The sequence below is a fragment of the Glycomyces niveus genome (assembly GCF_017592475.1).
GTDB lineage: Bacteria > Actinomycetota > Actinomycetes > Mycobacteriales > Micromonosporaceae > Glycomyces > Glycomyces niveus.
Map to the genome: position 1 here is coordinate 58,857 of NZ_JAGFNP010000012.1, position 19,945 is coordinate 78,801.

The following is a 19,945-nucleotide window of genomic DNA, read 5'->3' on the forward strand; positions in this document are numbered from 1 at the left end:
GACCCGGCATGCCCTCCCGGGGCGCATAGAAAGAGTGATCACCCTTGCGACGCAAACCGATCCGGCTCCTAGCGGCCGCGGTCGCGGTCGCGGCCGCCGCCGCTGCCGCGTTCACCGTCAGGACCGCCTTCGCCGAACCCGAGGCCGAGCGCGCGGACGCCGCGCAGCTCAGCGCCGCCGAGACCGTCGCGGCCATGCAGCCCGGCTGGAACCTCGGCAACTCGCTCGACGCCGTCGGCGAGGACGAGACCGCCTGGGGCAACCCGCGCATCACCCCCGAACTGCTCGACTCGATCCGGGCCCAGGGCTTCAACTCGATCCGCATCCCCGTCACCTGGTCCGCGCACCAGGACGAGGCGGCCCCGTACGCGATCGACACCGCGTACATGGACCGCGTCGAAGAGGTCGTGGACCTCGCCCTCGAGGACGGCTTCTACGTCCTCATCAACATCCACCACGACTCCTGGCAGTGGGTCAACCAGATGCCCACCCAGCACGACGCGGTGCTCGCCCGGTACGACGCGGCGTGGACCCAGATCGCCGCGGCCTTCGCCGACGCCCCGCCGGAACTCGTGTTCGAGAACATCAACGAGCCCCAGTTCGCCGACGTGAGTGAGGAGGAGGGCGACGCGCTCCTGCACGAGCTCAACACCTCCTTCCACGAGATCGTGCGCGGCTCCGGCGGCGGCAACGCCGAACGGCTCCTCGTGATCCCGACCCTGCACACCAGCAGCGAGCAGCCACGCCTCGACGCCGCCGCCGAGAGCATCGCGTCCCTCGACGACCCGATGATCGCCGCGACGGTGCACAACTATGGGTTCTGGCCCTTCAGCGTCAACATCGCCGGCTACACCACCTTCAACGACGAGGTGCGCGCCGACCTCGAAGGGGTCTTCGACCGCGTCAAGGCCACCTTTGTGGACAAGGGCGTGCCGGTCATCCTCGGCGAGTGGGGCCTCCTCGGCTTCGACAAGCACGTGGGCGTCGTCGAGCAGGGCGAGAAGCTGAAGTTCTTCGAGTACCTCGGCTACTACGCCGCGAAGACCGGCGTGACCACCATGTGGTGGGACAACGGCCAGCACTTCGACCGCACCGCTCACACCTGGAAGGACCCCGAGCTGTTCGCGCACGTCGCGGGCGCCTGGGAGGGCCGCTCCGGCACCGCCGCCACCGACCTCGTGTACGTGCCGGCGGGCGAGACGCCGGCCGCGCAGACCATTGCGCTGCAAGAGAACGGCCTCGAGTTCACCGGGCTCTCGCACGGCGACGCCGAACTGGCCGAAGGCACCGACTACACCGTGGGCGCCGACGGGCTGACCTTGAGCGCCGACCTGCTGGCCCGACTCGTCGGCGACGGCGGGCTCGGTGAGCGGGCCGTGCTCGAAGCCCGCTTCTCCTCGGGCGTGCCGTGGCAGCTCCACGTCATCTCCTCCCAGGCCCCGGTCGCGCAGGACGCGAGCGGGACCACCGCCGGGCTCGACGTGCCCGTGGCGTTCAACGGCGACCAGCTCGCGACCATGGAGGCGGTCTACGCCGACGGGACCCCGGCGGGTCCGGCGAACTGGACCCCGTACCAGGAGTTCGCCGTCGCGTTCGAACCGGACTACGAGGCCGGCACGATCGCGCTCACCGAGGCGTTCTTCGCGGCCGTGAACGACGATTCGACCGTGAACCTCACCTTCCACTTCTGGAGCGGAAAGACCCTCGAGTACACCGTGGAGCGTTCCGGCTCCGGCGTGGCCGGCAGCGCCGCATAGCGACTCGCCCTATATAAACAACCGCGCACACGGGGCGCCCGCTCGCCGGGCGCCCCGTTTCGGCCCTATGTTGGGAGCGTTTCCCCAGTACGGGGGCACGGAAGGGGACGCCCCGACCGGTGTGCACTCGCTCGTGTTCGACTCCCCAATGGGCTAGTCTGGAGCGGCGTCCCGCACCGGCGAGGGACCGCTCGCGCGCACCAGCGCCGGGCGCGGCGCTACTGTCCGAAGCGACGCCCCCGCTCCCCTGACACCTGCCCATTCAGTGCCGATTGGATAGTTCTTGAACGAGCCAGCAGCCAAGTGGCCGCCGCGGGGGATCGACCCCACCGTCCCCTCCACAGCGCGCGTCTACGACGCCGCCCTCGGCGGCAAGAACAACTTCAAGGTCGACCGCGAGGCCGTCGAGGTCTTCGAGCGTCTGATCCCCCAGGTCCGCGAGGCGACCTGGCTCAACCGGAAGGCGCTCATCCGCGGCATCCAGTACCTGGTCCGCACGGCGGGCATCGACCAGATCCTCGACATCGGCTGCGGTCTGCCGACCGAGCAGAACACGCACCAGGTCGCGCAGGAGATCAACCCCGACACGCGGGTCGTCTACGTGGACAACGACCCCATGGTGCTCTCGCACGGCCGCGCGCTCCTCGCCGACAACCGCACCACCACTGTGGTCACCGCGGACCTCCGCGACCCGAAAGGCATCCTCGCCAACCCCGAGGTGCGCGAGCACCTCGACTTCGCCCGGCCCATCGCCCTGGTCATCGTCGGCATGATCATGCAGATCCACGAGAACGAGAAGCCGGACGAGATCATCGCCACCCTCATGGAGCCGCTCGCGCCCGGCTCGCACCTGTTCCTCACCGCCTGGCCCGACACCGGCGACGAGGCCCAGCGCGGGCTCTCGCAAGGCTGCCTCCAGACCCTCGGCAACGGGTGGATCCGGCCCGTCGAACGCCTCGAACGGCACTTCCAGGGCATGCCGATGGTCCCGCCCGGGCTGGAATACGTCTCGCGCTGGTACCCCGAGGAGCCGGACCGGAAGGTCCCCTCCTTCGAGGAGTTCGAGCCGTACGAACGCACCCAGATGGCCGGGATCGCGGTCAAGCCCTGACGAAACCCTCCGGCGAGGCGGCGGCGGCCAAGCCGTAGATTGGTACCGCGCAGCGTGTTCGAGAAGAGAAGAGACCGCCTATGCCCATGCTCGAGATCCGCCGGCACAGCAAGCGCAACGGAGACGAGGCCGTCCACCTCTCTCAGGAAGGCGTCGAGCTGGCCCGCTGGTCGGGCACCCTCATGGGACCGTTCCAAGTGGTCGCAACGAGCGTCGCGCCGCGCGCTCGCGAGACCGCGATCGCCATGGGGTTCGCGGTCACCGTCGAACTCCCCACCCTCCCCAACGTCAACGGGTTCCTGCAGGAGTCCCAAGCCGCCACCTACGACATCGGCGCGCCGTTCACCCGCCTCGCGCGGCTCGTGAACCGGCGCGGCAGCACCGCCTCCGACTACGCGCACGCCCTCGCCCGGCAGTGGTCGGAGCTCATGGCGCCGCTCGGGCCCGGTGACGCGGCCCTCGTGATCGGCCACGGCGGCCACATCGAATGCGGCCTCGTGACCCTCTTCCCGGAAGCCGACCACGACGAGTGGGGCGCGCTGTTCGGGTACATGGAAGGCGCACGGCTGCACTACGACACGGCCGCGCGCCGCTTCCACGACATCGAGTTCGTACGCGGCTGAGCCGCTGAGGTGAAGCGGGGGCCGACCGCCGTCGGCCCCCGCTTTCAGTCTTTCCCGGTGCGGATCGCCAGGCGCGGCAGGTACCAGACCGCCGCGGCCGCCGCGGCGAGCGCGTACAGGACCACGAGCGGGACCGGGAACCCAAGGGCCACACCGGACTGCTCGAACTCCAGGTTCTCCAGGGCCGAGATCATCGGGCCGGAGGAGAGCATGTCCTGGAACGTCAGCTGCTGCCAGAACAGGTCCTGGGCGTTGACGAGGAGCAGCGCCATCCCCATGAGCGCCACCATGGGCCAGGCCTCCTTGAAAAACGCAACGCGGGCCTCGCGGGGCTCGGCCCCGCGCATGAGCGCGGCGCGGCGGCGGTCCTCCAGGCCCCAGCACAGGGCCGTGAAGACGAACAGCAGCGGGACCGCGACCCAGGCGCGGGCCGGGAACGACCCGATCACCATGTACTCCCCCTCGCCCGCAACGGCTTCCAGATTCGCCGCACCGAGCGGCCCGGAGCCGGTGAAGAGCCACGGCGCGAACGGCAGCAGCAGCCAGCGCGAGGCGTTCCCCAAGGGCCGCAGGCAGCCGAGCGCGTAACCGCCGGCGACCGCGATCGGAAGCGCGACGGCGGTGGTGATGAGCGGCGGCCCCCACGTGCGGCGGATCGCGAGCCAGAGGTCCGCGCCTTCGCTGGTGTCCTCGCCCATGCGGGCGAGCCAGGGCAGCAGGAACGCGCCGACGGCGGCGAGCAGGAGCACGAGCGCGATGGCGCCGGCGACCGTCGCGGCGGGCCTGGCCGGTGCCGGGTCGACCGGGCTGACGTCGATCCTCGTGCGGGCGGCGATGAACACGAGGGCGGCGGCGATGCCGAGTGCGGCCAGGATCGCCATGAGCAGCACGGACTTCGCGGCCGAGATGCCCGGGGAGATGCCGGAGTAGAGGCCGCTGAAGATCTGGGTTACGGGTGTGGCGGGTTCGAGGCCGCTGATGGTGCTGTAGGCGAAGGTCTGGAGGCCGCACGCGGTGACGGCGAGCGCCGTCAGGCAGGCGGTGACGGCGACGCCGGTCTTGCCGCCGGTCTCGGTGCCGCGCATAGCGGCGAGCACGGCGAGAACGCCGAGGCCGACCACGACGCCGGCGATGAGGCCCGGCCAGTCGTAGAGGCTCGCCGGACGGTCGCTCCCGGCGACGACGCGGTCGATGAGCCGGGCGACGGTGAGCGCGGCGGGGGCGAACGTGATCGCCGCCAGGCTCCATACGACGCGGGCGGCGGTGCTCAGGCGGGTGCCGGAGCGGTGGAGGAACCAGGCCGCGATCGGGGCGAGGACGGCGCCGGCGAGGACCATCGCGAGGATCGGACCGGCAAGGGCGGCAAGGCCTTCGGTGAAAGCGCCTTCGGCGGCGACCTGGTCGTAGTTGGCGGGGCCGATGGTCTCGGCGGAGCCGAAGACGCTGAGGCCTTCGATGCGGCTGAGCTGGATCGTGCGGAGGGTCGGCAGGAGGTAGGCGGTGACGGCGGCGGTGACCGGTGCGGCGAGCAGAAGGAGGGCGAGCGCGATGCGGGCGGTGTCGCTCTGGGTCTGCAGCAGCGTCGCGTAGGCCGGATCGATCTCGATGCCGCCGCTCGAATGGCCGCTCTCGTTGCCGCGCAAGGGTTCCGATCGGCCGTTGGGGCTGGCGCGGGAGCCGTTGGCGCGGATGCCGCCGGTTGAGCCGCCGGTGCCGTCGGGTGGCGCGGCCGGGTTGCGGTTGGGGGCGGGCAGGAACTGGGGCGCGATGCGGGCGGGGGCGGATGGGGACGACGGGGGCGGTCCGCCGGCGCTGGGCGGCTGGTCCATGAACACTCCTGAATGGATAAAGGGTGGGAGCTCACGAAAATTATGCGCCACGTCACCTGAACGAAACCAGGCGGGCATGGAGGCATGCAGCAGCTACCCACCGGCCTCAGTGATACGTCACATGTCATGCGTGACGCGCTATGCAAGTCCCCCGCGAACAGGCCCCGCAGGGCCCGACCGCTTATGGGGTTGCCCCGGGCCGGGACCGGGTGCTTTGATCGGACCATGCCGAGCACCGCGCAGTTCCTGGCGTTCATCGTCGCCTCGCTGATCCTGATCCTGATCCCGGGCCCGTCGGTCATGTTCACCGTCAGCCGGGCGCTCGTGTACGGCCGCAGGCAGGCGGTGCTCACCGCGTGGGGCAACGCGTCGGGCACGTTCCTGGCCTCGGCGCTAGCGGCGGTCGGGCTCGGCGCGCTCATCCAGGAGTCGGCGGTGGCGTTCGCGATCGTGAAGTACGCGGGCGCGGCGTACCTGGTGTACCTGGGCGTGAAGGCGCTGCGCGACCGCAAGGGCCTGATGGCCGGGCCGACCGACGAGTCAGGGAGCCCGAAGCGGGCGCTGGCGACGATGGCGGAGGGGTTCGTCGTGGGGCTGCTCAACCCGAAGACGATCCTGTTCTACCTGGCGATGCTGCCCCAGTTCATCAACACGCAAGCCGGTTCGGCGACGGCCCAGATGCTGCTGCTCGGCGCGATCTTCGCGATGCTCGCGGCCCTCTGCGACACGGTCTGGGGCCTGGTCGCCTCGGCCGCCCGCGACATCCTCCGCCGCCCGCGCGCCAAACTCGTACTCAACCGCACCGGCGGCACCGCCCTCATCGGCCTCGGCATCGCGGCAGCAGCGGGAGAACGCGCCTGACGCCACTCTCGACGCCTCACGCGGGCGGCCGTTCGAAACGTTGACACCCGAGCCCCCTGTCGCACCCCCGAGCGATCGTTGATTCGGGGGGCGCCGCGTTCCGACACACCCGACCTCGGGGGTCGGCGACCTCCCTTGGGAGCGCTTGTATATCGAAACTCATGGATATATAGTGTGTGGACCCTCCCCGCGATCCCTAGTTTCTCCGGCTCGCCGCGGCCCGCCCCCCGGGTCGTCACGACGCCTCCGGCAGCGTCCAGAGAGGACTCCATGTCAGCCTTCACCCTCCCCCGCATGCGCAGAGGCATGATCGCCGCGGCCGCCGCGGCGTTCGTCGCCGCGGTCGCGCTCGTCGCGGTCCTGGTCCCCAAGCCCGCCAGCGCGGCGTCGCTCACCCAGGTCACCAACTTCGGGAACAACCCGAGCAACCTGCAGATGTACCTCTACGTGCCCGACAACGTGGCACCCGAGCCGGCGCTGGTCCTCGGCATCCACTGGTGCGGCGGCGACGCCAACGCGTTCTACAGCGGCACCGAGTGGGCCCGCCTCGCCGACCAGTACGGCTTCATCGTGGTCTACCCCTCGGTCACCCGCTCGAGCAAGTGCTGGGACGTCGCCTCGGCGGCCTCCTTGAGCGGCACCGGTTCCGACTCGGTCGGGATCAAATCCATGATGGACTGGACGATCGCGCAGCACGATGTGGACACCGATCGGATCTTCTCGACCGGCATCTCCTCCGGCGCGATGATGACCAACGTGATGCTCGGCGTCTACCCCGAGGTCTTCGAGGCCGGCGCGGCGTTCTCCGGTGTCCCCTACACCTGCTTCCGCACCACGAACGGCTCCGAGTGGAACTCGCAGTGCTCGCAGGGCCAGGTCAACCGCACCCCGCAGGACTGGGGCAACGAGGTCCGCACGACCAACCCGGGCTACAGCGGCCCGTGGCCGCGCATGCAGATCTGGCACGGCACCAATGACGACGTGCTGTTCTACCAGAACTTCCAAGAGCAGATCGACCAGTGGACGAACGTCAACGGCACCGACCAGACGCCCGAGCTCTCCGACACGCCGCAGGCGAACTGGAACCGGACCCGCTACGGCGGCACCGGCACGCAGGCGCCGGTCGAGGCGATCAGCCTGCAGGGCGTGGGCCACAACCTGATGGCGAACGGCATGGCGGTCAAGGCGCTCGAGTTCTTCGGGCTCGACATGCCGGTCGACCCGACCACCTCGCCGACGACCGGTCCGACCGACCCGACCTCGAGCCCCACGGGCGGCCCGGCGACCGGGTGCTCGGCGGTCATCAAGGTGGTCAGCACTTGGAACTCCGGTTGGCAGGCCAATGTGGACGTGACGGCGGGCAGCGCCGCGATCAGCGGCTGGAAGCTCACCTGGACGTGGCCGAGCGGCCAGACCATCGCCAGTTCGTGGAACGCGGGCGTGACCTCCTCCGGGTCGTCGGTCACGGCGCTCGACGTCGACTGGAACGGCTCGGTCGCCGCGGGCCAGACCCGGACCTCGGCCTGGGGCTTCATCGGCACCGGATCGGCGGTGACGCCGACGGTGACCTGCACGCCGAATTAGCGTTCCACCCCGCTCGATCCCCGGGCCGCGGCCGCACACACGGCTGCGGCCCTTTGCGCTAGCGCGCCGAGGCGTTCGCGCGCAGGCGGGTGCGCAGGAAGGCGAGGATCTCACGGCGCGCGGGCCGGGCGGCCGGGACCAGGCCGGGGACGCTCATGAACTTGTGGACCGCGTTCGGGTACCCGCTGTAGCGGGCGTCGTTGCCCGCGGCGCGCAGGCGCCGGACGTACTCGCGGGCGTGGTCGCACACGGGGTCGAGCTCCCCCGCCACGGCCAGCGTGGGCGGCAGGCCCGCCAGGTCCGCGGTCTGCAACGGGGACAAGGGATCCGGGTCGAGACCGGCCGGGAGAGCGGTCCTGCGCGCGAGGCCCAGTTCGCCGGCGGAGAGGCCCGGCCGGCCGATGTTCCGTTCGACCGAGGGGTAGTCCGTCATGGTCGCGGTCCAGTCGAGGGCGGCGTAAAGGAGGACCTGCGCGCTGACGGCCGGGCCGGACTCGCGCGAGCGCTGGGCGAGGAGCGCGGCGATGGTGCCGCCGGCGCTCTCGCCGACGACGGCGATGCGGGCCGGGTCGATGCCCCAGCCGAAGGGGTCGTCGGCGAGGCGGTCGAGCGTGTCGCGACCGTCGTCGACGGGCGCGGGGAGCGGGTGCTCGGGAGCGAGGCGGTATTCGACGGCGGCCACGACGGCGGGGAGCGCTGCGGCGAGGCCGCTGTTGAGCCAGTCGTTCTGGGCCGCGGTTCCGGTGATGAAGCCGCCGCCGTGGAAGGAGAGGACGAGCGGGAGCCGGTCGCGGCGGGCCTCGGGCCGGTGGACGCGGAGGGTGACGCGGCGGCCGGGCAGGTCGAGGGCGTGCTCCTCGATGCGGACGCGGCGGTCGGGGCGGCCGGCGATGAGGCGCATGGCGGGTGAGCGGAGCATGCGGGCGAGTCTGGCGCGCCCGGCGATGATCTCGTCCGGGGTGACGGCGTCCCAGTCGGGTCGGTCCTTGAGGAAGAGGCGGGCGCCGAGCGGGGCGTTGACGGTCATGGTGTCCTCCCGGGTCTAATTACGCTACTCCCAGTAGCATAATTGACAGGATAGCCTGTCCTCGTGCAGGAATCCACTTCACCGGGAGCAGGACGTCCGCGCGCGGACGTCACCGCCGACGTGTTCGCCGCGACCCTGCGCTCGGTGCACGAGTCCGGGTACGCGGGCGCGACGATGGACCGGATCGCGGTCGCCGCAGGCGTCGCCAAGACGACGCTGTACCGGCGCTGGCCGTCCAAGGGCGCCTTGATCACCGCATGCCTCGTCGACGCGTTCGGCCCCGCGCCGCTCGTGGGCGAGAGCCGGGAGGAGGTGCTGACCACCGCGATCCGCTGGGGCGCGGCGAAGATCGGCGAGCCGGGTGTCGGCGCGGCCTTCGCGGGCGTGTTCACCGACGCCGTGAGCGACCCGGCCCTGCGCGAGATCCTCACGAACGAGCTGCAGGCCCCGTACCTGCGGGTGCTGCAGGACGCACTCGGCGAATCCGAGCAGCGCGTCCGGTTCGTCATCGACGTCGCCATGGGCGCGCTGCTGCACCGCATGGGGATCTCCGGCGAGCCCATGGCCGAGGACGACGTCGAAACGCTCATCGCGATGGTCATCGGCGTCTTCCGCTGAGCGGCGGGCGCCGACCTAGACTGGGCGGGCACATCGCAGCGCAGGACAGGAACGGAGCGCCCGAGATGACCGAGTTTCCCGCCGAGGTCCGCGACCGGTTCGCCGGTGCGGGCATGGACCTCGACCAGCTGTTCTCCGCCGGGGAGCTCGGCGACCGCATGGGGATCGACGTGCTCGAGGCGGCCCCGGAGCGGGTCGTGGCGCGCATGGTCGTCGAGGGGAACCGGCAGCCGTACGGGCTGCTCCACGGGGGCGCGTCGGCGGTGCTGGCCGAGACGCTCGGCTCGATCGGGTCAATGTTGCACGGCGGCCCCGAGAAGATCGCGGTCGGCGTGGACCTCAACGTGACCCACCACCGGGCGGTCCGCTCGGGGACGGTCACCGGGGTCGCCACCCCGATCCACCGTGGACGGTCGACCGCGACGTACGAGGTCGTCGTCAGCGACGAGGCCGGCAAGCGCGTGTGCACCGGCCGCCTCACCTGCATGATCCGGGACGCCCCGCACGCCTGAGACGGCGTGCCGCAGGCACCGCGGTTCCAGCGCGCAGCGCAGAAGACCGGCGCCCCGCGTGCCGCGACCCCCTGGTGCGCGGCGCGCAGGGCACCGGTGTTCGTGCGGCTCAGTCGGTTTCGACCGGGAGCTGCACGGGCGCGTTCGCCGACTGCCGGAACCGGTGGACGCGCACCTCCTGCCACACCCCGCCGGTGCGGAACGGATCGGCGTCGATCCACTCCAGCGCCGCGGCGCGGTCGGGGACGTCGACGATGAAGAGGCTGCCGATGCCGCGCTCGCCGTCATCCGACAGCAGCGGTCCGTAGACCAGCGGCTTCGGCGAGGCGGTCCGCAGTCGGGCCGAGTGCGCGGCCATCTGCTCGGTTCGGCGCTCGGCCCCGTCGTCGCCGTCGAGGCAGTGGATGGTGAAGAGCACGGGATTCAGACTCCTGTCGGTACGCGCGGCGTGGTCTCGTCGCGCAGCGTCTGGCGGGCGGCCATGGCCTCCTGCTTCTCGGCGAACCGCTCCGGGATCACCCGGATCTCCGCCTCGAACCGGGCCGAGATCCGCCCGGTCTGCTGGATCTCCACGGTGAACGCGATGACCTGCCCGACCGGCCCCTGCTCCTTGCTGCGCAACCGGTACTCGAGCTGCGCCGGGATCGGGAAGACGAAGTTGAGGAACGTCGAGTTCACGTGGCTGATGACGAACCGCGACTTCGGCTCCGGCTCGATCAGGTACCGCTCGGTGACGGCGGTCCAGGTCTGCCGGGCGGCCTCCAGCAGAGTCACCGCCGGGATGTGCAGGCCCGTGAGGTGGTCCTCGAGGACCTCGACGCGCTCGTCGAGGACCAGCGGGGTCCGGTAGCGGCCCTCGCCGACCCGCTCGAGGTCGCCGATGAGGACGTTCTTCTCGTAGACCTTGTGGGTCACCGAGCGCTCCACCGGCTGCGGCACGCGGTCTTGAGTGGACAGTACACAGCGGCCGGTCTCGGCGAACTTGTCCAGCTCGGCCAGCTGCTCCCCCGTCAGACCCTGCCCGACGGTGATCTTGGGCGGGCCGTCGCCGGCGCCGATGCGCAGGAACTCCAGCATCGCGCTCACCCCGATGGTGCCCGGATGCGTCAGGAACTCCTCGAACCGGTCGCCGACGACCATGACCGACCGCTCGTGCGCGGCGCTCATACCGCCACCCCCTCGCTCACGGCCGCGGCGTACGCGTCGGCGAGCTCGCCGACCGTGCGCACGTCCGAGATCACCAGGTCGCCTTCGCCGAACGGGTCGGCGCCGAACTCGATCTCGAGCTGGATGATGAGGCGCGCGAGCAGCAGGGAGTTGAGCCCGACCGCGTTCAGCGCCTCGGAGCCGTCGATCGCGCCGTGCTCGACGCCCGCCTCTTCGAGGAGGTCGATGACGTGGGTGCGGACGGTGTTCAGGGCTTCGATCTTGTCTAGCATGTGATTCCTCCGTCGACGATGATGTTCTGTCCGGTGATGAACGAGGCGCCGGGCGAGGCCACGAACAGGACGGCGTTCGCGATCTCCTCGATGTCGGCGAGGCGGCCCAGCGGGGTGCGCTTCTGGATGCGCGCGCGGTTCTCGGCGGTGACGTCGGCGGTCATGCCGCTGTCGAAGAAGCCGGGGACCACGGAGTTGACGCGGATGTTGAGCGGCCCGAGCTCGCGGGCCAGGCTGCGGGTGAAGCCGTCCAGGCCGGCCTTCGCCGCGGCGTAGACCGCGACGCCGCGGAAGCCGCGGATCGCGTTGATCGAGGAGACGTTGACGATCTGCCCGCTGCGCTGCGCGCTCATGACCTTCGCGCAGGCCTGCGCGAGGGCGATGGGCGCGGTCAGGTTGAGGGCGATCAGGTCCTCGATGCGGCGGCCCGGCACGGTCAGGAACAGCTCCTGCTCGGTCAGGACGCCGGCGTTGTTGACGAGCAGGTCGATCCGGCCGAACCGGCGCCGGGCCCCGACCGCGAACCCGCGCAGCGCGGCGGTGTCGGCGAGATCGACTGCGGCCCAGTGGAAGTCCTCCGGGTGCTTCTCGGCCATGGCCTCGGTGAACTCGCTCGCGGTCCGGCTGAACGTGGCGATCCGCCAGCCCTGGTCGAGCAGCCGCTCCGCCAGGACCATGCCGAGGCCGCGGCTGCCGCCGCTGATCACGGCCACCGGCGCGGTGCTCACGCCGCGCCCCGGATCTTCTTGAACCGGTCCGAGTGCTGCCGGTCGCCCGAGACCTGCACGACCGCGGGGACTTTGAACGACTCGAGCTTCTCGCGGCAGTGGGCGCGGATGCGCTTCTGCATCACCCCGGGGTCCTCGTCGGAGTCGGGGCTGAGGAGCACGGTGGCCTTGACGACCATGCCCGTGACGTGGCTCGGGTGGCCGCTCACGGTCACCTCCGCGACGCCGGGCACCTCGAGGACGGTGTTCTCGACCTCGCTGGGGTAGACCTTCTCGCCGCCGACGTTGATGATCTCGGAGCGGCGGCCGAGGATGCGGATCCACTCGCCGTCCGTCTCGACCACGTCCTGCGTGTTGAAGAACCCGTCGGCGTCGAACGGCGCGTCGGCGTTGAGGTAGCCGAGCATCGCCATGTCCGAGCGGATCCACAGGATGTCGTCGATGATCTTGTGCTCGAACCCGGCGTCGCCCAGCTTGACCCAGAGCGTGTCGTCGCCGCGCGACTTCGTCGGCAGGATGCCGAGCTCGGAGAGGCCGTACGTCTGCTTGAACCGCACGCGCGGCAGCGCGGCCGCGAGCCGCTTGAGGGTGCGGATCGGCATCGGCTCGGTCCCGTACGTCACCAGTTGCAAAGAGCTGCTGTCGAACCGCTCCAGGACCCCGGAGATGAGGACCATGTTCAGGAACGTCGGCGTCGTCGGCAGCACCTCGACCTGGTGGCGCTCGACCGCGGCGAACACGGCCTCCGGGCTGCGGTTCGCGATCGTGATGACGGTGCCGCCCTGGACGAGCGTGTGCAGGAGCGTGTTGATCCCGCCGATGTGGTCCAGGCTCAGGAACGAGAGGATGCGCTGGTCGCGGCCTTTCGCCCGGTAGCGGGCGAGGACCTTCTGGAAGTCGAGCACCGAGGCCTTGCTGCGGCCGGTGGTGCCGGAGCTGAAGAGCACCAGGCCGGGGTGCCCGACTTCGCGCAGCGCCCGGTAGTGCGCGTGGTCGGCGCTGACGCCGGTGCGTTCCAGGGCGCGGACCCCGTTCTCCTCGACCGAGACCACGAGCTCGACCTGGGCGACCTCCAGGAACTCGGCCCGCTTCGCCGCCGGCAGCGCGCTCAGCGGCACGACCACGACGCGGCGCTCGATGAGCGCGAGCAGGCCCGCGCACAGCAGCGGCGAGAACGTCCCTTCCAGAGCGACGACGCTGCCGGGGGCGACGTCGTGGCCGTCGAGGAATCGCTGCCAGTCGCCCGCCATTTCGACGAGCTGCCGATAAGTGCTGCCGTGGCCGTGGAATACGACGGCCTCACTGTCGCCGTGTTCCGCGAGTTGTCTCACAATGGCAATGTTCATGACGCCTCCCTGTAAGCAGGAATGCGACGACGCAGGCCGCGATGCCGGGTGCCGCATAGCAGGTTCGCCTCGAACGGTGGTGCCGGTGCAGGAGCGGAAGTCCTGATGGCCGCCGGTTCGAGTTCCTTTGCGGGCAAGCCTATGCAGGGGATCGGCGGCCCGCAATATCCACTTTCGGGCTGCGCGGATGGTGTGCCCGAACGGGTATACCCGTCCATTCACGAGTGTGAAGACGTTATTCGGCGGTGACTGCGGTGACCACGATCGCGCCGTCAGTATGCCAGCGTCCAGTGAAAGACGGAACCCGCGACGGCCCTTTTTCACGAGTGAGGAGGAGGTCGGCGGTGAATGCGCCGGCGGGGTCGAAGCGGAGGCGGGCGTCGAGGAATCCGAGCCAGCGTCCGGTGACGGTGAACCAGGCCTTGTAGAGGGCTTCCTTGGCGCTGAAGGCGACCACGGGCCAGTGGACGGCGGGGTCGGCGGCGGCGAAGTGCGCGAGGTCGGCGCGCTCGTCGGGCAGGAGCACGGTCGCGTGGAGCTCTGGCGGGAGCGGGCGGTGGACTTCAGCGTCGATCCCGATGGCCGCCAACCGATCTTGCCTGGCCGCGACGGCGGCGCGGTAGCCGTCGCAGTGGGTGATGCTGCCGACGACGCCGTCGGGCCACAAGGGCTGGCCCCGGTCGCCGGTCGGGATGGCGGTGGCGGGCAGGCCGAGTCGCGTGAGGGCTTGCCGGGCGCAGTGGCGGCCGGCGGCGAACTCGCGGCGGCGGGAGGGCACGGCCCCGCGGACGTGGGCCTCCTCCTCGGGGAAGAGGCGCACGTCCGCGGGGTCGGTCGTGGTCCAGGCGGCGGCGACGCCGTCCGGGAGGATCCGCTCGATCAACGGCGGTCCCGGCGTCCGGTCGCGGTCACCGGTTCGATGGGGCGCGTGAGCGGTCGGCGGTCACGCGGCGCCCGGCGGCTCCGGGAGCGGGCCGGGGGTCGCGGGGAGCCGGGTCCAGCCGAGCCGCCCCGCGTGTTCGGCGAGCACCGGGTCGGCGCCGATCACGCACGGGTGGCCGACCTGCTGGAGCATGTCGAGGTCGCTTGCATGGTCGCCGTAGCAGAAGCAGTCCGCGGCGTCCAGGCCGTAGGCGGCGATGGTCTCCTGGACGGCCAGGGCCTTGACCTCGCCGATCATGGGGCGTTCGATGTCGCCGGTGAGCCGGCCGTCGGCGCCGACGATCGGGACGGTGCCGAGCGCCAGGTCGACGCCCAGTTCCTCGGCGAGCGGCGCGAGGCAGGCCTCGAACGAGCCGGAGACGAGGACCGTCATGTCACCGTCGCGTCGGTGCGCCCGTATCGCGTCCATGGTGGCCCGGACGAAGGCGTCGGGACGGAGCCGGTAGGCCGCATACCATTTGCGGCCCTCCTCCAGGAGGTCGTCGTAGGAGGTCCCGGCGAAGCCCCGGTAGAAGGCGCGGTTGACCTCGGAGCGGGGACGGCCCGCGGCGGCGAGCGCGTGCAGTTCGGCGGTGGCCGCTTCGTAGGTGCGCTGGTCGTCGCTGTGCTCGAGCCAGTGGCGGAGGAAGTCGAACATGCTCTTGACGCTGATGACGGTCTCGTCGACGTCGAAGAACGCGGCTCGGGTGCGGTCGGTCATGCCGGTGCCTCTCAGGTGGTGTGCTGGCATTCGAGGACGTAAGGGTCGGGTGCCGCCACCGGTGGCAGCGGCTCCTCGTCGAGGTGCGCCTCCCGTGGCGCACGCGAGGTGTGCAGGCCTTCGCGGAGGATGCGGGTGACCGCGAAGGTCCTGTTGGGAGAGTCGAGTTTGGCCATGATGCTGCCGACGAGGCGTTTCGCACCGTGCTGCGAGATCTCGAGGCGGCGCGCGATCTGCTTGTTGCTCATGCCTTCGACGAGGAGCGGCACCACTTCGCGTTCGCGCGGAGTGAGCCGCGGCGGCCGTCTGGTGTCGGCGGTCTTGGAGGTGAGGAGCCGGTGCGCGAGCCGCGCGGGGATCGGGAGTTCCCCGATCGCGATGCGCTCCAGGCAGTCCCGGACGGCGTAGGGGGACAGGTCCTCGGCGTCGAGGATGCCGGCGCTGGGTATGCGGGCGATCTGGGCGAGGTCGACGTCGGCGGTGCGGGTGACGAGGAGGACGGAGCGGAGGTCGCTCTCGGCGAGCATCGCCACGGCGGCGGGCCGCAGCTCGTCGAGGACGAGGAAGACGAGCGCGGGGCCGAGCGGGTCGGACCGCCCTGCGGCGCTGTGGATCGCGGTCTCGGGGCTCTCGTGGGTGGTGACGGTCCGCACGAGGTCGAGCCTGGTGAGTATTCGTTCGAGTTCCGTGCGGAGGTGTCCGCCGCCGATGCCCAGGGCCACGTTGAACACGGCCTCGGACCATACCTGCCCTGGTGGTCTGTCCAGCATGTCTGCCCGACTCCTGTCTCTCGATCGCAGGGGGTGTTTCGTCGCCGCGGTGCCGGAGGAAGCGCTGTTACTTGAAGCTCTGAGTAATTGGCGCATTCGGCCACTGGACCGGTGCTGCCGTAGCGCTTTCCGGGACCTGGATGGAGGGAGATCGATATGTCGGCGAAAAGGTTCCCGTCGGTTCCGTGGGGTCCGGATCGGAGGGAAAGTGCCGAGTCGATGACGGTGGCGACGTTGCCGCGATCCATCGTTGCCCGGCTCATCCCGGATTGTCAACACCGGATGTCCGGATTCGGACACGAAGAGTGAGACGGGTCGTTCGAAGGACTCGGGCGGTTTGCGCGTCCACGTATCATCCGTAGGAACTTCCGTCCCCACCGCACAGCCGGTTTCCCTATGCGACAAGGAAGGTCACCACAATGACAACCCCGGAACACCCCCCGCGGGCGCCGAAGTCGACGCCTCGGGACAGGGAAGTCATCGCGCATCTCATCGCCGCCCCGGACCAGCAGACGGCCGCGGAATGGCTGGGAATCACCGACCGGCACCTGCGCCGGAGGGTCGATTCGATCATGCGGCGATTCGGCGCCGAGACGACGCTGCAGATGGTGGTAATGGCCACTATTTACGGTGATGTGAATCCGAAGGCGGTGCCCGCCAACACGCCCGCGTTCGCACTCCTCACCGAAGCGTTCGAACGGCGGGGCAGCGCTTCGGGATCGCCTTGAGAATGGCGCGCCACGCGTCCGATTCGGACCGACCCCGTTGTCGGAGTGCCGCGGCCCCCTGAGCGCGCAGGGGGCCGCGGAGCATCGGACGGCCCTGGCCGCTACACCCGGGCGCGGGGCTGGAGGTTGACCACGATCACCGCGAGGATCGAGATGATCAGGCCGGTGAGGTGGACCATCTGGACCGGGCCCATCTTCATCCAGTACCCGAACCACATGCCGCCGCAGAGGAACACGACGAACAGTCCGGCGAACGCGGACAGGCCGAGGTTGGCCGCGCGGAGGGCGCGGGCCGGGAGCGCCGGCTCGCGCCGGAGCAGTGCCCTGATGGCGAACACGGCGCCGCGCCACAGCAGCACGATCGTGAGCAGCTGGTAGGCGATGACGCCGATGAGCGCCGGGACCGCCAGGCCCTCGGGGATCGCGCGCCACTCGATGCCGTTGCCCAGCACCGTGTCCGCGTCGAGTTCGTCCATCGTGAACATGCCCGCGATGAGCGCGCGGTTCGTGCCGAAGTCGTTGATGTTGTTGGTGACGACCAGGGTCAGCCAGGCGGCGGCCCAGGTGAGGATCAGGGTCTGGAAGAGGATGATCCCGGTGCCGCCGGAGCGCTCGGGCTCGTCGACGAGGCGCAGCGGCGCCGGCTCGGTCTTGACCGTGGGGGTAGACAAGGGTCTGTTCCTTTCGTTCAGTGTGCGGTGGCGTAGGGGGGCTCGGGTTGCGGGCCGAGCCCGTCGTGGGCGGCGATCCACTTGTCATGGAGCCACATCGGGGTGCCGCGCCGCGCGCGGGCGGCGTCCCAGCTGATGCCGCGCTCATAGGTGAGAACGGTGCCGCCGGGGCCGACGACGGCCCAGGTGTAGCGGCCGTCGGCGTGGCGGGTCTTGACCTTCATGCCGGTGACCGCCCGGACGGATCCGTCCGCTTCGGCGACGGTCTCGTCGTGCCGCTTGATCCACTGCACGGCGAGGTCGTCGGCGTAGGCGCCGGCGGCGCGGCGGATGAGGTCGAATGCGGCCCTGCGGCTTTCGGCCCGGTCGAGGAGGTCGGCCGGATCGTTCGCGCGGAGGCAGGTGTAGCCGAGGAGGCGGCCGTCCCGGTCGGCGACGACGGTGGCGTGGGGGCCGCCGAGGCGGTAGCCGTCCGGTTGGCGGCGGACCACGGTGACCGGCAGGCCGTCGTGGTCGCCCTCGCGGACGTCCACTATGTCCCAAGTGGACGGGACGCTGAGGCCGGTGCCGAAGAGCGCCTGGCGCTCGAGGGTGCGTGCGGTGTGGGTGTCATCGCGGGTGTCGGTTCGCGTCATCTGGCTTCCTGGGGGTAGAGGCCCGGTAAGGCCATGCTGTTCCTGGTACGGCGCGCAGCGAGGGCGATCATCGACCCCGCGGCGAGAAGCGTTCCGGCGGCGACGCAGACGCCCGCGAATCCGGCGGCGTCGGCGAAGGCCGCCAACTGCGGGCCCAGGCTCGCCCCGATGAACAGGACGAACGTGTACAGCGCGGTGGCGGCGGCCCTGGCCGGGCCGGCGACCGAGCCGACGGCCTCGATGAGCCCCGGCGCGGCGAGCGCGACGCCGCCGACGAACTCGAGCAGGCACACCGCGATCGCCCACACGCCGAGGCCGGAGACGGCGGCGGCGAGGAAGGCGCTGGCGGCGGCCACGGCCAGCGCGCCGACGACGCGGGTGGTCGGGGCGTACTTGCGCAGGCGTCCGGCGATCCACGGCGCGGCGAGGAACGCCGGGAGCGCGGAGGCGCGCAGGAGGAGCATCGCGGTCGGGTTGCCCGCGACCGCTTCGGGGCCGACGGTCTCGAGTCCGGTGTAGACGGCGACGAACGAGGAGAGGACGGTCGCGGTCGCGAGGTAGAGCAGGAGGGTGTCGCGGCGGCGAAGCAGCGTTCCCATGGCGCGCAGGGGATTGGTGCGGGTGGTGCCGTCGCGGGCGGGGTCGGGTTCGAGGACGGAGTAGAGGATGGCGGCGAGTGCGAGGACGCATACGGTGCCGCCGAAGAACGGGGACTGCCAGCCGAAGGCGGGCAGGAGGAGGGTGGCGGCGGCTTGGGCGATGATCGCGGAGGCGATGAAGCCGCTGGTCATCGTGGTGAGCGCGATGGGCCGGCGGGGCGGGGCGATGCGTTCGGCGACGTAGGCGAGGGCGGCGGGGGCGAAGAACGCCGACGTGAACCCTTGGATCGCGCGGAGGGTGAGGCCGGAGGCGAGGTCGTCGGCGAGGCCGACGGCGCCGGTGGCGAGGGCGGAGGCGACGAGGCCGATGAGGAGGACGCGGCGGCGCCCGAACCGGTCGGCGGCGGGGCCGGAGAAGAGGAAGCCGGCCGCGTAGGCGAAGCCGAAGGCGGTGACCATCCAGGCGGCTTGGGCGGTGCCGGCGCGCCAGCCGGCGGTGAACTCCCCGAGGAGGGGGATCACCACGTAGAGCTGGCCGACGACGAAGACGCCGGCCGCGGCCAGCGGGACGATGGTGCGCCCGGTGGGGGCCCATCGCGGTTCGGGGTCCGGGCCGGGCGTCGCGGCGGGGCGGACTTGGGCTTGCTGGCTCATGATCCCATTAGACCACCAACTCGTTTGTTGGTCAACATCGGAGTTGGAGTATTATTACGTTCATGTCGGATTCACAACTTCGCACTTACGACACCGGGGCGGCCGCGGCGCCGCTGACCACCCGGGAGAAGCTCCTGCGCGCCGCCCGGGAGGTGTTCGCCGAGCACGGGCTCGCCCATACGCGCATCTCCGACATCGCCGCCCGCTCGGGTGTCAACCGCGAGCGCGTCTACGGGTATTTCGGCAGCAAGGAGGGGCTGTTCGACGCCGTCGTCAACGACGCGCTCGACGAACTCGCCGAGGCGGTGCCGCTGACGGCGGGCGAGGACCTCGTCGAGTACGTCGACCGGGTGCACGAGTTCCACCGGCTGCACCCGCAGCTGCTGCGGCTGCTGCTGTGGGAGGCGCTGCACTACCGGACCGAGCCGCTGCCGGGCGAGGAGGAGCGGCAGGGGCGCTACCGCGAGAAGGTCAGCGCGCTCGAGCAGTCGCTCGGCGCGGCCGAGGGTCACCTGCAGGCGGCCCCGACCCTGTTCATCCTTATCGGACTCGCCGCATGGCCGAGCGTCGTGCCGCAGCTCGCGCGCCTCATCATGGGCGCCGACGAGAGCGAGAACCCCGAGATCATGCGCGAGCACGTGCTCAGCTTCGCCCGATCGGCCCTGCGCCCGACGAAGGAAGAAGCCGGGGCTTGACGCACGGGCACCGGCCTCCGGCCGGCGCCCGATTCATCCCTCCCCCGCGGTCGGGTGCGGCATTTCGCAGCGCCCCCGAAATATCCAGGGTGGCAGGTGGGTACGACAGGTCCGGC

The 19,945-nt window shown here is 70.8% G+C and carries 22 protein-coding genes; 9 read left to right on the forward strand and 13 right to left on the reverse strand.

Annotated elements, in window-relative coordinates:
• Window positions 1-44: 44 nt before the first annotated feature.
• The 3 genes from J5V16_RS19220 to J5V16_RS19230 all read left to right on the forward strand — a co-directional run bounded on the left by J5V16_RS19220 (window position 45) and on the right by J5V16_RS19230 (window position 3,491).
• A complete protein-coding gene (locus J5V16_RS19220) occupies window positions 45-1,757 on the forward strand; it encodes a cellulase family glycosylhydrolase (protein WP_208498588.1) in 1,713 nt (570 codons plus the stop codon).
• Between the two features lie 283 nt (window positions 1,758-2,040).
• Entirely contained in the window at window positions 2,041-2,868 is an 828-nt protein-coding gene (locus J5V16_RS19225; protein WP_208498589.1) for an SAM-dependent methyltransferase, read from the forward strand.
• 86 nt (window positions 2,869-2,954) lie between these two features.
• Entirely contained in the window at window positions 2,955-3,491 is a 537-nt protein-coding gene (locus tag J5V16_RS19230) for a hypothetical protein (protein ID WP_208498590.1), read from the forward strand.
• A 44-nt stretch (window positions 3,492-3,535) separates the two neighbouring features.
• Here J5V16_RS19230 and J5V16_RS19235 read toward each other — a convergent pair whose 3' ends face one another.
• A complete protein-coding gene (locus J5V16_RS19235) occupies window positions 3,536-5,320 on the reverse strand; it encodes a hypothetical protein (RefSeq protein WP_208498591.1) in 1,785 nt (594 codons plus the stop codon).
• 225 nt (window positions 5,321-5,545) lie between these two features.
• Here J5V16_RS19235 and J5V16_RS19240 point away from each other — a divergent pair, with 225 nt between their 5' ends.
• Both J5V16_RS19240 and J5V16_RS19245 read left to right on the forward strand, forming a co-directional pair.
• Window positions 5,546-6,181, forward strand: coding sequence for a LysE family translocator (locus J5V16_RS19240; RefSeq protein ID WP_208498592.1), 636 nt, complete (start codon window positions 5,546-5,548; stop codon window positions 6,179-6,181).
• 294 nt (window positions 6,182-6,475) lie between these two features.
• Window positions 6,476-7,765: an extracellular catalytic domain type 1 short-chain-length polyhydroxyalkanoate depolymerase gene (locus tag J5V16_RS19245; RefSeq protein ID WP_208498593.1), complete on the forward strand. Its 1,290-nt coding sequence runs from the start codon at window positions 6,476-6,478 to the stop codon at window positions 7,763-7,765.
• A gap of 58 nt (window positions 7,766-7,823) precedes the next feature.
• On the opposite strand, the gene J5V16_RS19250 is transcribed toward J5V16_RS19245, so the two are convergent.
• Complete coding sequence (locus J5V16_RS19250) at window positions 7,824-8,792, reverse strand: alpha/beta hydrolase (RefSeq protein ID WP_208498594.1); 969 nt, start codon at window positions 8,790-8,792, stop codon at window positions 7,824-7,826.
• A 63-nt stretch (window positions 8,793-8,855) separates the two neighbouring features.
• On the opposite strand from J5V16_RS19250, the gene J5V16_RS19255 reads away from it, so the two are divergent.
• The gene (locus J5V16_RS19255; protein ID WP_208498595.1) at window positions 8,856-9,410 is read left to right on the forward strand and encodes a TetR/AcrR family transcriptional regulator; all 555 of its coding nucleotides are present in this window, start codon (window positions 8,856-8,858) and stop codon (window positions 9,408-9,410) included.
• Window positions 9,411-9,475: 65 nt separating this feature from the next.
• Window positions 9,476-9,922 (forward strand): PaaI family thioesterase, encoded by a 447-nt coding sequence (locus tag J5V16_RS19260; protein ID WP_208498596.1) that lies wholly within the window; start codon window positions 9,476-9,478, stop codon window positions 9,920-9,922.
• Between the two features lie 109 nt (window positions 9,923-10,031).
• Here the strand turns inward: J5V16_RS19260 and J5V16_RS19265 are convergent, their stop codons facing one another.
• From J5V16_RS19265 to J5V16_RS19300, 8 genes are all read right to left on the reverse strand, one after another.
• Window positions 10,032-10,340 carry a YciI family protein gene (locus tag J5V16_RS19265; protein ID WP_208498597.1) on the reverse strand — a complete coding sequence of 103 codons (309 nt, stop codon included), beginning with the start codon at window positions 10,338-10,340 and terminating at the stop codon, window positions 10,032-10,034.
• Window positions 10,341-10,345: 5 nt separating this feature from the next.
• Window positions 10,346-11,089, reverse strand: coding sequence for an AfsA-related hotdog domain-containing protein (locus tag J5V16_RS19270; RefSeq protein WP_208498598.1), 744 nt, complete (start codon window positions 11,087-11,089; stop codon window positions 10,346-10,348).
• Window positions 11,086-11,361, reverse strand: coding sequence for a phosphopantetheine-binding protein (locus tag J5V16_RS19275; protein WP_208498599.1), 276 nt, complete (start codon window positions 11,359-11,361; stop codon window positions 11,086-11,088). Before J5V16_RS19275 ends, J5V16_RS19270 begins: the two co-directional genes overlap by 4 nt.
• Window positions 11,355-12,089 carry an SDR family NAD(P)-dependent oxidoreductase gene (locus J5V16_RS19280; RefSeq protein WP_208498600.1) on the reverse strand — a complete coding sequence of 245 codons (735 nt, stop codon included), beginning with the start codon at window positions 12,087-12,089 and terminating at the stop codon, window positions 11,355-11,357. The genes J5V16_RS19275 and J5V16_RS19280 overlap by 7 nt, the downstream gene beginning before the upstream one ends.
• Window positions 12,086-13,435 (reverse strand): class I adenylate-forming enzyme family protein, encoded by a 1,350-nt coding sequence (locus tag J5V16_RS19285; protein ID WP_208498601.1) that lies wholly within the window; start codon window positions 13,433-13,435, stop codon window positions 12,086-12,088. The genes J5V16_RS19280 and J5V16_RS19285 overlap by 4 nt, the downstream gene beginning before the upstream one ends.
• A gap of 235 nt (window positions 13,436-13,670) precedes the next feature.
• The gene (locus tag J5V16_RS19290) at window positions 13,671-14,318 is read right to left on the reverse strand and encodes a 4'-phosphopantetheinyl transferase family protein (RefSeq protein ID WP_208498602.1); all 648 of its coding nucleotides are present in this window, start codon (window positions 14,316-14,318) and stop codon (window positions 13,671-13,673) included.
• A 60-nt stretch (window positions 14,319-14,378) separates the two neighbouring features.
• Complete coding sequence (locus J5V16_RS19295; protein ID WP_208498603.1) at window positions 14,379-15,077, reverse strand: HAD family hydrolase; 699 nt, start codon at window positions 15,075-15,077, stop codon at window positions 14,379-14,381.
• 11 nt (window positions 15,078-15,088) lie between these two features.
• Complete coding sequence (locus J5V16_RS19300; protein ID WP_208498604.1) at window positions 15,089-15,847, reverse strand: helix-turn-helix transcriptional regulator; 759 nt, start codon at window positions 15,845-15,847, stop codon at window positions 15,089-15,091.
• A gap of 419 nt (window positions 15,848-16,266) precedes the next feature.
• On the opposite strand from J5V16_RS19300, the gene J5V16_RS19305 reads away from it, so the two are divergent.
• Window positions 16,267-16,575, forward strand: a complete 309-nt coding sequence (locus tag J5V16_RS19305) for a helix-turn-helix domain-containing protein (RefSeq protein ID WP_208498605.1) — start codon at window positions 16,267-16,269, stop codon at window positions 16,573-16,575.
• Window positions 16,576-16,676: 101 nt separating this feature from the next.
• Here the strand turns inward: J5V16_RS19305 and J5V16_RS19310 are convergent, their stop codons facing one another.
• The 3 genes from J5V16_RS19310 to J5V16_RS19320 are packed head-to-tail and all read right to left on the reverse strand — an operon-like array spanning window position 16,677 to window position 19,134.
• Complete coding sequence (locus tag J5V16_RS19310) at window positions 16,677-17,246, reverse strand: DUF2165 family protein (protein WP_208498606.1); 570 nt, start codon at window positions 17,244-17,246, stop codon at window positions 16,677-16,679.
• A gap of 17 nt (window positions 17,247-17,263) precedes the next feature.
• Window positions 17,264-17,881, reverse strand: a complete 618-nt coding sequence (locus J5V16_RS19315) for a hypothetical protein (RefSeq protein ID WP_208498607.1) — start codon at window positions 17,879-17,881, stop codon at window positions 17,264-17,266.
• Window positions 17,878-19,134, reverse strand: a complete 1,257-nt coding sequence (locus J5V16_RS19320; RefSeq protein ID WP_208498608.1) for an MFS transporter — start codon at window positions 19,132-19,134, stop codon at window positions 17,878-17,880. The genes J5V16_RS19315 and J5V16_RS19320 overlap by 4 nt, the downstream gene beginning before the upstream one ends.
• Window positions 19,135-19,196: 62 nt before the next feature.
• Here J5V16_RS19320 and J5V16_RS19325 point away from each other — a divergent pair, with 62 nt between their 5' ends.
• Complete coding sequence (locus tag J5V16_RS19325) at window positions 19,197-19,829, forward strand: TetR/AcrR family transcriptional regulator (protein ID WP_208498609.1); 633 nt, start codon at window positions 19,197-19,199, stop codon at window positions 19,827-19,829.
• The last annotated feature ends 116 nt before the right edge of the window (window positions 19,830-19,945 follow it).